This window comes from Sporosarcina thermotolerans, from assembly GCF_030067815.1.
In the GTDB taxonomy this organism is placed as follows: domain Bacteria; phylum Bacillota; class Bacilli; order Bacillales_A; family Planococcaceae; genus Sporosarcina; species Sporosarcina thermotolerans.
Genome location: NZ_CP125968.1, coordinates 2835146 through 2848455, shown reverse-complemented (window position 1 = coordinate 2848455; position 13310 = coordinate 2835146). Strand labels below are relative to the sequence as shown.

At 37.1% G+C, this 13310-nt stretch carries 13 protein-coding genes and 2 pseudogenes; 9 read left to right on the top strand and 6 right to left on the bottom strand.

All coding sequences use genetic code 11. From position 1 onward, the window contains the following. The first annotated feature begins 1 nt into the window (after position 1). The 5 genes and pseudogenes from QNH10_RS16125 to QNH10_RS16105 form a co-directional block, all read left to right on the top strand. A complete protein-coding gene (locus tag QNH10_RS16125) occupies positions 2-694 on the top strand; it encodes an ABC transporter ATP-binding protein (protein WP_283732355.1) in 693 nt (230 codons plus the stop codon). 4 nt (positions 695-698) lie between these two features. Beyond that, on the top strand, positions 699-1667 hold the full coding sequence (locus tag QNH10_RS16120; RefSeq protein WP_283732354.1) for a hypothetical protein: 969 nt from the start codon (positions 699-701) through the stop codon (positions 1665-1667). Positions 1668-2059: 392 nt separating this feature from the next. Next, the gene (locus QNH10_RS16115; protein WP_283732353.1) at positions 2060-2548 is read left to right on the top strand and encodes a hypothetical protein; all 489 of its coding nucleotides are present in this window, start codon (positions 2060-2062) and stop codon (positions 2546-2548) included. An 860-nt stretch (positions 2549-3408) separates the two neighbouring features. Then, the gene (locus QNH10_RS16110) at positions 3409-3825 is read left to right on the top strand and encodes a hypothetical protein (protein ID WP_283732010.1); all 417 of its coding nucleotides are present in this window, start codon (positions 3409-3411) and stop codon (positions 3823-3825) included. 823 nt (positions 3826-4648) lie between these two features. Beyond that, positions 4649-5155: pseudogene (locus QNH10_RS16105) on the top strand (group II intron reverse transcriptase/maturase); the annotation flags it as partial. On the opposite strand, the pseudogene QNH10_RS16100 reads toward QNH10_RS16105, so the two are convergent. From QNH10_RS16100 to QNH10_RS16090, 3 genes and pseudogenes are all read right to left on the bottom strand, one after another. Beyond that, positions 5149-5397 (bottom strand): annotated as a pseudogene (locus tag QNH10_RS16100) (DDE-type integrase/transposase/recombinase); the annotation flags it as partial. The pseudogenes QNH10_RS16105 and QNH10_RS16100 sit on opposite strands and share 7 nt — an antisense overlap. Positions 5398-5635: 238 nt before the next feature. After that, positions 5636-6580 carry a hypothetical protein gene (locus QNH10_RS16095; RefSeq protein WP_283732352.1) on the bottom strand — a complete coding sequence of 315 codons (945 nt, stop codon included), beginning with the start codon at positions 6578-6580 and terminating at the stop codon, positions 5636-5638. 68 nt (positions 6581-6648) lie between these two features. Next, the gene (locus QNH10_RS16090; protein ID WP_283732351.1) at positions 6649-7206 is read right to left on the bottom strand and encodes a hypothetical protein; all 558 of its coding nucleotides are present in this window, start codon (positions 7204-7206) and stop codon (positions 6649-6651) included. Positions 7207-8349: 1143 nt separating this feature from the next. Between QNH10_RS16090 and QNH10_RS16080 the strand changes: the two genes are divergently transcribed. Further along, a complete protein-coding gene (locus tag QNH10_RS16080; protein WP_283732350.1) occupies positions 8350-9060 on the top strand; it encodes a M23 family metallopeptidase in 711 nt (236 codons plus the stop codon). A gap of 347 nt (positions 9061-9407) precedes the next feature. Here QNH10_RS16080 and QNH10_RS16075 read toward each other — a convergent pair whose 3' ends face one another. From QNH10_RS16075 to QNH10_RS16065, 3 genes are all read right to left on the bottom strand, one after another. Beyond that, entirely contained in the window at positions 9408-10580 is a 1173-nt protein-coding gene (locus QNH10_RS16075; RefSeq protein ID WP_283732349.1) for a hypothetical protein, read from the bottom strand. A 39-nt stretch (positions 10581-10619) separates the two neighbouring features. Continuing rightward, on the bottom strand, positions 10620-11087 hold the full coding sequence (locus tag QNH10_RS16070; RefSeq protein ID WP_283732348.1) for a sigma-70 family RNA polymerase sigma factor: 468 nt from the start codon (positions 11085-11087) through the stop codon (positions 10620-10622). Between the two features lie 118 nt (positions 11088-11205). Then, positions 11206-11472, bottom strand: coding sequence for a hypothetical protein (locus QNH10_RS16065; RefSeq protein WP_283732347.1), 267 nt, complete (start codon positions 11470-11472; stop codon positions 11206-11208). A gap of 108 nt (positions 11473-11580) precedes the next feature. Here QNH10_RS16065 and QNH10_RS16060 point away from each other — a divergent pair, with 108 nt between their 5' ends. The 3 genes from QNH10_RS16060 (at position 11581) to trxA (ending at position 13254) form a co-directional block, all read left to right on the top strand. Beyond that, positions 11581-12015, top strand: coding sequence for a S41 family peptidase (locus QNH10_RS16060; protein ID WP_283732346.1), 435 nt, complete (start codon positions 11581-11583; stop codon positions 12013-12015). Between the two features lie 63 nt (positions 12016-12078). Then, positions 12079-12345, top strand: a complete 267-nt coding sequence (locus QNH10_RS16055; RefSeq protein ID WP_283732345.1) for a hypothetical protein — start codon at positions 12079-12081, stop codon at positions 12343-12345. Between the two features lie 594 nt (positions 12346-12939). Continuing rightward, the gene (trxA, locus tag QNH10_RS16050) at positions 12940-13254 is read left to right on the top strand and encodes a thioredoxin (RefSeq protein ID WP_283732344.1); all 315 of its coding nucleotides are present in this window, start codon (positions 12940-12942) and stop codon (positions 13252-13254) included. Positions 13255-13310 lie beyond the last annotated feature (56 nt).

The window sequence follows — 13310 nt, the reverse complement described above, 5'->3', positions numbered from 1 at the left end:
ATTGATTACATTAAAATCAATTCGAAAAAGCTATATCTCGGGTGGAGAAAAAGTAGAAGTATTAAAGGATGTCTCCTTATCAATTGATAAGGGGAAGTATGTTTCGATTACAGGTCCTTCTGGTTCCGGTAAATCAACGCTCTTACACTTAATTGGTGGATTGGAACCAATCGACGAAGGGGAAATCTGGGTTGGCGAGCAGCCCGTCCATAAAATGAAAGATAATGATCTTGCTAAACTTCGACTCAAGAAAATCGGGTATGTATTTCAACAATTTCAATTGCTCTCAACTGCGACAGCTCTTGAAAATGTAATGATGCCGTTATTGACGATGTTTTCATCTGCGGAAATCAAAAAAAACGCAGAAGAAGCATTAACACGAGTAGGTCTTGCACATCGACTTCATCATTTGCCGTCGCGTCTTTCTGGGGGAGAGCAACAGCGTGTCGCCATTGCAAGGGCACTTGTTACGAAACCGGAAATTATTTTAGCCGATGAACCAACAGGGAATTTGGATTCCGAAACGGGAAATAAAATTATCGAATTGCTCGAAGAAGTTCATGCAACGGATGGTGTGACAATTGTTCTTATCACACAGGATCCCGCCCTTGCAAAACGTGCGCAGGAAACAATTCATGTTCTTGACGGGGCGGTGAATAAAATTGAGTCGGAAAAAGTAGAGGTCGTCGTATGAAAAAATGGTTCACAGCTTGTGCGGTATCCATCCTTCTACTCGGCGGCTGCAATCCGAAGCCCCAACAGGAGGAAGAAAAGGTATAGAGGACGTAATTATTACAATTGAAAATGCAGAAAAGCTGAAAGACACTGACACCGTATACAAAACGGCAGATTTGCTCGAAGGACTAGAGCGTATTTACCGCTATTATGGAAATGAATTCCCTGCTGAAGAGCAGGCGAAAATTGATGTGTATGAGGACTTTGGAAGAATCTCTTATGTCGATTTCATGGGACTCATGGCTGAACGCGGGATCGATACATTGCCTTCTTACAAAAGTGCTAGGGATATTGAATTGGCTCTTAAAGAAGGGAAACCAGTATACGCTGAATTTATGTTAATTAGCGGGGAAGAGTGGAGAGTTCTCTTTTACGGTTATTCTGACGATGATTTCGCTTATTATAATTTGAAATCTGGAGCACTGAAGACGATTGACAAAAAGCGAATTGAAGCACTTGATGAATTTGAAACGATCATTCCGTATGAAATAGGAGAGCTGACCGAAGCGGAAAAAGAAAAATCCTTAGTATACGTTCGACAAAAAATAACAGATGCTTATTGGAAAGATGATTCAACTGGCTTCAAGAAATATCTCCCCATTGCTGAACAGAATGATTGGCTTGATAACGTTAACGTCGGGTATGGTTATTCCTATCACTATCTGTTCCACGATCCACAGCCGGAGCGTGTAGCGAAAATTGTGGATGCGGAATTGAAGAGGTGGCGAGAACCCTACACACTTGAAGTTGCCTTGAAGTATTTCTCCTTAACAAATGATGAAGTGGAAATAGAGCGAACGATACGAGACATTCAGATTATGCAGGGGCACCGGAGGGAAACCCTTCAATACATTATTGATAATGGTGCTAAATACGGCAATCCAGAAAAGGCGGCAGAAGCAGCAGAAATGTTGAAGAAAAAGAAGCAATAAAAAATGAATAACGGGTTCGGTTGATGGGGAGATAACATTAAAAAACACATCTTACAGGGATACAATTCACATATGAATTGGTGTCCCTGTTTTGTTGTTGCATCAATATTTAATGGCTTTATATTGACGAATTGGTACCACAATTGGTACAGGGATTAGTAGCAGCGCATAAATTTATGTACCATTGTTAATTCCGTTGTTAAAACACTTGCAATAGGATCTTGGAGAGAAAAATATAGAAGGAAGATGAGAAATCTATGCTAATAGATATTGAAGATTGTGAAATATTGTTCTTCAACTAACGGGGCAGGTTAGTTCAACAGGGAGGTATAATTGGGTGGATGTCGAATAGTTAACAAAATGGGTAACGGTTAAATAGAAGGGGGCATGAAATGGTTGGTATAATTATTACACTGATTTTCCTGTTTTGTTTTATTCTGTTTAGAAATGGTATCGCTTTAAATAACGTAACGATTGAATTTACAATCTTATTCATAGCATCCTCATTGATAATCCTCTTGTTTTGGAAATCACGAAATGAGCTTCCTAAAAAAATTGGAATTGGTATCTGTACCATATTAATTTTACAACTAGGGGTTATTAGTTTGTATGCATACGATAGGCAGTCGAATCAATTACTAAATGAACAAAATCGTTTATTAGTCATTTTAGGGAATTCCTCTGACTATCAACAATTAAACCTTAGTTTTCAAGATATTGATAAAGTCTATTTAGTTGGAGATGCGAAGAAAGGTAATTTTAACCATCCATTCGATTATAGGATTGAACTTAAAGTTAAAAATGAAGATAAAGTTTATCAATTTCAATGCAAGGGACAAGGACCTTGGTGCAAAGAATTGGGATTAATAAATGCAAAATAGGTTTATTGTTTTTTCCCATCAACCGAACCCGTTAGTAAAAGAAAAGGATTTCTTCTTCAACTAACGGGTGCTTGTGCGGCCGAGCCTAGGTCGTATCATATAGCGGGTGGGATTCCCGTCGAGAAAGAACTAGCCATTCACTCGTAGCGAGTCTTGGAGGGCTAATGGTAACAGTAGCCTTTAAGCGTAGACAGTTAGGTGGCGGGCCGAAAGCCAACTGGTTGAAGGGATTGAGCTCCATAATGTTAGTAAATCGAGAGGGCTGATGCTTTAAGCACGGCAGAAAGCTACATTTTATCCATCGTTAAAGGCAAGAAGGATAAAACCTCTCTGGAGTCAGAGACCTTGGCACGTCACACATTGATATGATACGGCAACTCGGGAGACCCTACCGGTCTTTTCTTCTTATAGAAGAGTATGGTGTACAAGCGATAATAAGCAAGGAAACCAAATGCCGTTGTAGGGAGTCGGATAGCAGCGTAGTACCAATGAAGTTGGGTAATGCCGATGGAGGAAAGGCTGCTACCAAGTGATCACCCTCACTAGGGACACATTTACTACACACAGCGGTAGAGATAATAAATGTAAACTAAACTATTGAGGATAGCAGAGTCAGTGTGAATGATGATTTGGAGGAGCCGTGTGCGTAAATAGCGCAAGCACGGTTCTGTGAGGGGGGAGAAACACAATCTACCGCAAGGTAGAGAGGTTCTCTTCTACTCGACTACTTAAGAACATTGGGCTACTAAGACAGATCAATGTTCTTATTGAACTAACGCAGCAGTTTAGTTGAAAAGTGTATAGAACAATTAAGTAACTTATTTTACCGTAGTCAGTCTAATGGTACGAGGAGGGATAACGTGAAAGTACCAAGATTATTTTTCAGTTTGGTTTTTTTCGTAATATTAACTGCTTATGGATGTTCCAGTTCATCAGGTTCTAGTTCATCAGGTACAGGTAAGTTAGAAGTTCATAGTCCTGGAAATCCTAGTGCCGAAGAAGTTCTAACATCAGACCCTGAAGCTGATATATTTCAATTCGAGGGTTTAATTTACGTTAATGGAATTGACTGGGTCGGGGAATTAACTTTAACAAAGGGCGCGCAAGTAGGGGAAATCAAAAAAAGAAATGATACAGATACAAACTTTGAAAATGAAATGTCAAATAAGCTACCTGTTGGTGCAAAGATTTTTTCACCTATCGAAAAGAAAGGTCCTATTTTACTCGTGGAATCCGAAGGAAAAATCTTGAAGTACCATGCACTTATAGAGGGTTAATGAATTTTCCTATATTCCGAAACGGGCGCAATTGTCGTTTATTTAACTAACGGGTGCTTTAGTTCGTGCGAAATGTTCCTGGCTCAAATGAAATGTGGTCACACAATTTCGGTAAAGGTCAGGCAGTTTTTAGATTTCTAAAATTGAAGGGTTATATCGAGGAGTCGAATGATGAGGTAACGCTCTGAAAGGCTCCCCCTGCGTCGAATAGCACGCTGCTTAGTAAGGAACAGCGTGTTATAAGCTCGGCTAATAGGCGTGAGAATTTACCGTAACAGTTCGGCTGACGAAATCCTACCCGATGGGGTGGTGTAAATCATGGTGCTTGGGTTGAACAGATATGGTGAGAATGCAATGTAAATACAATAAGATACTGTATTGCTGACGAACTTCTGAATGTACGGGTCTACAAGCACATTATATAGAAATGTATTTACTACCAAATGTAGGGTTAGCTGTGGATGAGTAAGAATTGACTATATAAAAATCCATCTTGTGTTATAGGCACATGTGATGCTAACAGGCTCATAGGAAGCACCTAAGTTTGTTCCATAATAGATGTAACTCAACGTGTAAGCCGATAACGTGGAGAGCTTACTCTCGGTGAAGCGTTGGAAAGGAAAATAGTCGTGAGAATAGCGACTATATAACTTTTCTTCATATCGGTGAAAGTGGTGGCACAGTACCATTGAAGCGTGTAATGAACGTGGAGGGATAGCCACTAGACTATTAAAAGATTCATTCACCATGCAAGACAGTTCTTCAACGATTAATGAGGTTCTTGTGAGACTAATAGAGGTTCAGCTCCGAAGGAGCCACCGACTTGTTAAAACGAAAGAAACTGAGGCACAACGAGTATTATGATATGCAGTTCCATTTTGATTCTTTATATGCTCAAAGTGCTAATGGTCAAAATTTTTATGGATTAATCGATTTAATGCAATCCGATGAAAACATTCGATTAGCTTATCGTAATATTAAACGAAATACCGGCAGTAGTACGGCAGGGTATGATGAATTAACGATTGAAGATATAAGTCAATTGTCCGTGGTGGAAGTTGTATCGACGATACAACGAATGTTTGAACGTTATGTACCCAAAGCTGTTCGACGGGTTTATATCCCGAAGACAAACGGAAAAACACGTCCTTTAGGGATTCCGACTATTTGGGACAGATTGTTCCAACAATGTATTCTCCAAGTGCTTGAGCCAATCTGTGAAGCAAGGTTTTATAAGCACAGCTATGGCTTTAGATCAATTCGCAGTACACATCATGCGAAAGCCAGGTTCGAGACTCTCATTAATCGGGCGTGTTTATATCACTTCATTTTGGAGAACATACCGTCCAATGCTCTTATCGCCGAAAGGGTATCCCGATTAGGAGATGTCCGATAGGACAGAATAACCTTCTTCGCTGCGTCAAAGAAGAAAAAGAGATAGTGCCAACGGCCGTTCACGCGGATGTAGGTCTCATCTCCACAGAATTGGTCTGACAACGCATAAGGAAAATGGTCAATGTAAGGCTTTACTGTTAATGCAACTCTGTTCATGTAATTGAGCACGCTTTGATAAACATACTTTTGCCAAATGAAGTGTTAAAAATGATACAGTTTTTAGATTTTAGAGTATTTGATAATTAATTTATTTACTTAATGAAACCCCTAATTCAACATAAGAACTAGGGTTTTTAGCAAGATGATCAGTTTTTTTCTAAATAGCTCCCCTTTATTTGTACAGTTTGCGCCTCTTCATGCGCTTATACTAAACAGCGAAAGCACTTATACAAGCTGAACTGTTTGAAGTTACCCTTTATTTAATGGGTATACGCATAGAATTGTGCATTAATCTAACTGGAAACGGAGTATCTGGTTTTTCTGTTGGTTCCCCTAATAATATAAATCTAATACTTTCTTTTGCTTTATGATTTTCTAGATTCACCGGGAGTACCGCTTTGGAATTGGCTGGTACTAGAATTTGTTCCAATTTTTCCGCATTATAATCTGAAAATAAATATAAATGCCCTTTCAATTCGAATTCCAGATAATTATTAATCAGTAAATAATATTTTTTTTCCTCGATAGAACTAACTTCGGTTGACAACTCCTGATCTTTGTATAAAAACAAAGAAATCATATCACCTTCATGAGATTCTTCAATTTTTGTAACGGGTTTAAAACTATCTTCAAATTTAGCTAAATTATTATTATTATTATTATTTTGTACATATAGTGAGAAATAACTATGTGCAAATATCTTTTGTGATTGTACCTTTTCTAATTCATCGAAAGTTTTATTATCAATATACTTTTCACTATATATATACACAACGTGCTTCCCTTTTGGCAATCCTGATAAAGTAAAATCTACTTTGACTTCGCCTTGTTTTGGAACTGTAAATATATGATACCTGGTTTTTTCACCATTAATCTCCATCATAAGTGGTGAAATATCTTCCTCAATTATTGCATACATTATTCTTTTTTCTTCTTTTTGTACATTATTGGTTAATATATATGTAGCTTGCAGCTGTCCCTCTTTATTTGTTTCAAAAGCTAATTGATCACGATCTATTTCAAACCTTTCGTCTATATTCACTTCAACTCTTCGTTCCTCAACTGTTCGTTCTACAGTAGTTATATTTGGTTCTTTATTCATAGAATCCCTCTTAATTTCTTTCTCTTGAAAGACCATATATAGGGTTATGATTAGAGATATAGCTACTATAAAAACAAAAAAATATTTTTTGTTTTTCACTTGAATTCATCCCTTCTTAATATTAAATATAAAAAACCATAAAGAAAAACTCTTTATGGTTAATAAAACTATTTCACTACAAGTTTATCAGTGGTTACTTTAGTCTCGGAGATTAATGGCATATTGATATAATGTACTCCTTCAGTAAGCATTGTAGTTCCAACAGGCTGACTTGGAGATGTAGTTTCAGCTACAACCATTCCTTTTGTATAAGATTTGGATTCAGAAGCTATATCTATAATAGTTAATCCCGTAGAACCTTTTGGTTGTTTATATAAAGTGCCGATAACTTGAAACAATACAACGATTGTATCAGCGTAAGTAGCGTTTATTGCATAGTAACCTGAACCTTCGTTCATTATATACGAAGAACCAGTTCCCCCAACCAAAGCTGTTTCACCTAAAGTGCTAATTTCATCAAGGTTTTTAAGTTGAAATTCTACTTTTGAAGGCGGTAAGTTTTCTAAATCAGGATTATTCGGATTAATTCTGTCAGCAGTCCAATACCAATCCGGTAAATTTTCCTGAAATTCTTTAACTCCATCCAAATCTTCCGCAAAAACTGTTGAAAATGATGTAGTAGTAGCAAGTATTACAGATGCTGCAAAAATTTTTAGTGACTTCATTTTTTTCCTCCTTTTATATTTACTACCTATATTTGTTAAATATTACAAATACATAATACCACATAAATAAAATAAAAGATACAGAATATTCAACTCGCATTGAATACCGATCTCGTGACGAATAAAAAGAAAAACTTAATTTTTATGTAGCAATTACTGCGACGTTTGTTTGCGTTACCGTTAATATACACTTTAGGGCTTCCTTCATTTGATGTTGTTCTGACAGCGTTGTTTGGAAAGGGAAGTAGTTTAGCAGTTATTCTGTCTGTAATATTGATTGCAGCAGTCCTTTTCGGAGTAGGAAAATCTCTTAAAGTACGCACATAACAAACGGGCGCGATTGTTGAAAAAAATAATTAAAGGGGTGGCAATCGCCGCCTCTTTTTAATTGGGCTAGTGCAATCCCTGTAGTGAGCAAGGAAAAAGGGTTCTTAATTTTCCCATTTCTGGTTAGTTGCAACTTCCGTTTCAATAGCAATAACAAAAAAACACCCAAAACCCATATACATCAAGGGTTTCAGGCGTTTGGTCGTTTGTCATTTAGTAGGGTTAGTCTGAATTTAGCTTATACTTAAAAACAGAATAAAAATGAAAGAAAAGTTCCCCTTCCGTGTATAAGGACACCAAAGCCCGAACTATTTGGACATCAAAGTTCGGACTGTTACTATCTTTTAAATTTCCCCCATATATAATTTTTCATTTAAACTTCCAATTTATCTTTACTTTTATTCAGCTTTTAAACATTCTGGTTACTTATAAATTTTTGCAGTCAAGCGCTATTGATCAAAAAATAACGCAATCCTTATCTCAGGTATGCGCTCTATATTCGTAAAGTCCACTGACTCTAGATAAGCATCGCTTAGATTAGCACTTAAATATCTTGCCATTCCAGTTTTGGCCTTTTTCAAACCGAGATTTTGATAAAACTCTTCATTCCCAGTTGTTGCTACCAAATGTACACAAGACACATTGCTTAGTGCTATTCCTTTTCTTTGATAATCCTGATAACTACATAAATTAGTTCAGGCATATAGACCAAGCTATATCTGCATAGTAGATTGATATTTAAATATTTGTAAAATAGAAATATTATAATATAGTTTGAATTGGATACCAATAAAAACCAAAATTGGAGGTCGTAAAATGAAGAAAGTGCTTTTTAGCGTTTTAGGGCTGTTTTTGTTTTTTTCAATTTGTAGTACCGTTTTTGCTTCTACAATCTATTGGCCTACCACATCTAAGGAAATTAATTCAGGGTTCGGAATGCGGATTCACCCTATATCTGGGGAATTAACAATGCACAATGGTATTGATATTGCTGCGTTAAAGAAAGATAGTCAGGGTAAAGGAATTGCAGGCGATCCAGTTAGAGCAATGCATAATGGAGTAATTTCACGGGCAGGTTTAATGTCAGGCTATGGACTTGTTGTGATGATTGACCACGTTGGTTCACATCAAATAAATTATAAAAATGTTCAAAGTGTTTATGCTCACTTAGATAGCCTAAACGCTAACACTAGAACTGGAGAAACAGTAAGTGGTGGGACAACTATTGGAACTATGGGGAAAAGCGGGGACGTAACTGGAGTACATTTACATTTTGAAACTAGAGACTGTGCTACTCCTGAATGCGTTTTTTCCAAATCTATTCCCCATAACCCTATGAGCTGGTATAGTGGTGGCATTACTACATTAATAGAGGAGAATCATGAATTATTAGATGAAAATTATGGGTTATATGATGTCGAATTAATTTTTGAGAAACCTTATTTTTATCCAATAGAAGAACTAGAAAAAATGACGCCTGAAGAGTTAATTGAAATAGGTTATCCAAACCCTTATGAATTTCAATAATTAAGCACAAAAAGGAAGGTATCCATTATTTTAAATTCACCTATAGAATAGACACTTAAAAAAAGTGCTATCTATAGGGTGCTTTTTGTGTAATGTGAAAATCAACCGAGATTATGTAGAGATGAAGAACCATGAACAAAAAATAATTTGTACAACAGGGATTGAAAGAAATTTTACCACAAAAAACCAATGGTGCTTGTCCCAATTTTGAATGCCAACTTTTTGGAAATCATCGGAAAAGATGTTTCCTATACAATACAGAAATCATCTTTTCCGGGTAGCTTAGGCCTTTATTAAAGTGTCATTTACAAAGGGTACATAATAATTTGGAGTGTCTTCCTTTTACATTAATTATCGTTATACTCTTTCCAGATATTAGGGATGTTTTTCATTTCTGGATTATCCCATAATTCTGGACCAGGATAACTTATATATAAATAAAGGTCGCTATTAGGAACATGGGTTGTTGCTTTTATACCTTGAGCCGTTTTCTCTGAATAGATAATACGATCGTAATAATCTTCAGGCCCTGAAGAAATAAATTTAAATCCATCGTATTGGGTAAACAATTCTTCAAAGTAGTCTTTATCTACTTTTATTAATACAATCGAACTTAATTTATTATTATAAAAATGGAACCTCGCTACCCCATCATAATTTATGAGGAAATCAGATGCAAATCCTCCATCCGTTTGACCTATTATATAGTTAACACTTAATCGTTCAATTACTTTTAATGGTGAGTCGCCTAATGTTACTCCTTGAATATATAAGTAGCCTTCTTCTTCCTTGAATGTAGGTTTGGCTAAATCTACATTCAAGTCGGTTGTAGAAGTTTGTTGACTTTTAATCTCCTGGTCCGTCTTATATAGATATTCTGCCTTTTTTTCCAAATGCGGTTCCGCAAAGGATAGTGTTACGATAAGATTTTCTTTAACAGGCTCCGTTGAAGCCTGTATTATTTGATTGGTCTCAATAGAGTAGAAAAAACGATCGTCATTAATGTGCAAAAATTCAAATTTAAATCCCGCATAATCTTTAAATAGTTCATCAAAGTAGGCTTCATTTACATTGACATAAACTATCGAATTTAATTTATCTTCAATAAAAGAGAATTTCGCCTGGCCATCATAATCCATTACAAAGTCTGCATCACTGCCATCCTCTTGCACTATTATAAAATTGTCGCCTAACGCTTCGATTACTTTTGATTGGGAGTCACCTAACGTTACGCGGTCAAGATAAAGTAAGCCTTGTTCTTCGGAGATTGTTGGTTTTGATAAATCTATGTCTAGTTCCGTTGGAGACGGTTGTTCGGCTACAGAAGGTTCATTTTCAGTCAATACTTCGTTTAAGACAAAAAACATTGCACTCATTGTTAATACAGCAGTAATTACTCCATATCTCCAATTACGTCTTGGTTTTTGTGGTCTGTTTTGAATATCATTTAAAACATTTCGCATAACCTTTTTTTTACTCTCAGTTAAATCCTTCACTTCAGAAGGAATGAATTTATTCATTTAACAGAACCTCCCATTCAATTCCTTTTAGTTGATTTCTTAAAATCTCTTTCCACGCCTTAATCTGCTTTTAACTGTACTTTCTGGAATGGATAAAAGACTTGCTACTGCAACAATCGTCATTTCATGAAAATAATAGTATATGAGGACCTCGCGTTGTTTCAATGGCAATTCAAGGATTGCATCTGCGATTATTGTTTGTTCGTCTATCCTAACTAATTCATCATGTATTATTTCAAATGCTGATAGAAACAATTTGTTTTGCAATTGGATTTTTCTATAAGCCCAGCTTTTTAAATAATCTTTACTTTTATTAACAGTCATTTTTGTTAGAAAAGCCTTTAATTCACCTCGATTTTCATACTTACTTTTATTGTTATAAAACTTTATGAAGACTTCCTGTACAATATCTTCTGCAACTTGAAGATCCTTCACGTAATAATAAGCAAGCCGAATTAGAAACTCCAAGTTTTGAAACATTACTTCTTCTATTTTTTTAGTGTTCACAGCTTCAACTCCTTTCGTTACATAGTAAACGATTCTCAACACTACAAAGTTTATATTTTTCGAAAATAAAACTCAGTTCGGACTTTGGTGTCCTTCTACATCCCTTGTTCGTTAACTATCAGACAAAAATATTAGTTATAAAATGTCGAATAGAAACTAATAAAAAGAGCCCAAAAAGCAAACCGAAAGTGAAGGTAGCAGTTGTTATTATATTCACACGTGAGCGATTAACACTTAATATTGAAACTGGTATGCTTATTAAAAGGGTAATAGCAACTATTACTTTTATCATTTCGGTTCCCAACAAGTATACCGGAATTAAAATTACACCAATAAGAAAATAAAAAAATGGGTCACTTCTTTTCGCGTTTTTTATTGCCTTCAAATCTAAACCTCCTATTCATCATCCATTGAAATAGAGGATGAGAACGGAGAACTTTTAAAGTTCGATTTGAAGGATTACGAACCCGCCTCCAAAAAGCTAGCACCCTCGATGGAGGAAGTTGATAAGGAGACGTTACGGATCACTTTACCAAGCTTCGTCAAAGTTGACGGGACTCTGGACTTCGTGAAGAACTATGAAGAAAAGCTGAAAGCATGTACAAATCTGATCATCGACGTACGAAACAATCATGGAGGAAACGGAAAATCTTTTTCGAACTTATTGCCATACATTTTCCCACCAGATGAACACCCGAGCACGGACGGTGAGTTGAAGGAGTTAAATTATACCGATCGAAACTCGGAGCTGTTCATCCAGCTCTGCCAGCAGCTGAGAAAAAACATCACTGATGAAGAGACACTGAAATTCTTTGACTCGATTGAAGAAGAATGTGAAAAATATCGCGGTCAAGGTTTTGTGACAATGGACTTTTCGGATGAATTGGAGGCGGAAGCCTTAAAGTTTGAAGGTACTGATTCCCCTTAGAACGTAATCGTGATGACGGATGTCTATTGCGCAAGTGCCGCTGAATACTTTGTGGAGATCTGCATGGAGTCTTCCAAAACTACCGTAATCGGACGCGCCACAATGGGCGTCAATGACTATAGCGATTTGCTCATCAAAGAATGGGATGACATGTACTCACTCTACTACCCGATGTCCCGCCGCGTCCACAAGACGTCGAACGATCCGTTGCACGGAAAAGGGGTTCGACCTGATCATTATATCCCTTGGACACCTAAGCATATAGATGACGATTTGGATCTTTTGTATGCGATGGACATGATAAGAGAAAGCAAGATGGCGGAAGGATGATTTGCAGGCGTTTCTAAGCGGATTGGGCGCGGGTTTTTTGGGCTTTATATCACTATGCTGATGTTTATAGATGGAATGGCAATACTACGAAAAAAACTATGAATTTCATTTTTCAGAAAAGACAAGAACGAATTTACAGGTGAGTAATTTCCACAAATGGGCGCGATTGTTGAACAAAATAATTAAAGGGATGGCGCCATCTCTTTTTATTTGGCCAGTGTAATCCTTGTACCAAGAACGGATGCGTCTTTCTTTCCCCATTTTAGGTTAGTTGCACTTTCCGATAGGAGGTCCACCGCGTTCTATGGGAAGTCCCGCCACTCCTATAGGAAGTCCGCCGAGTTCTATGGGAAGTCGAGGCACCTCAATGGGAAGTCCACCGCGTTCTATGGGAAGTCGAGGCACTTCAATGGGAAGTCCACCGCGTTCTATGGGGAGTCAATGCACTTCAATGGGAAGTCCACCGTGTTCTATGGGAAGTCGGGGCACTTCCATGGGAACAGTCTTATAATAGTAGAAGCAGATATTTCGCTCGCATTTCACCGTCATGCTATAATGCAGACATAGTTGATTTACTAAAGGAGGAAGATTTTAATGGCTATAGTTCACGCGACTGACCAAGATTTTAAAGATCAAACAAAAGAAGGACTTGTACTTGTTGACTTTTGGGCAACATGGTGCGGACCTTGTAAAATGATCGCTCCAGTATTGGAAGAGCTTGACGGCGACCTTAACGGAAAAGCAACTATCGTTAAAGTTGACGTTGACGAAAACCAAGCTACTGCAGGCGAATACGGAATCATGTCGATTCCAACTCTTGTTCTTTTCAAGGACGGAGAAATCGTCGATAAAGTTGTAGGTTTCCAACCGAAAGAGCAACTTGCATCATTGATCGAAAAACACGCGTAAGACTTTATTTAAACCGGGAACCTTTACAGGAACCCGGTTTTTTAGTAGGTGAGAAC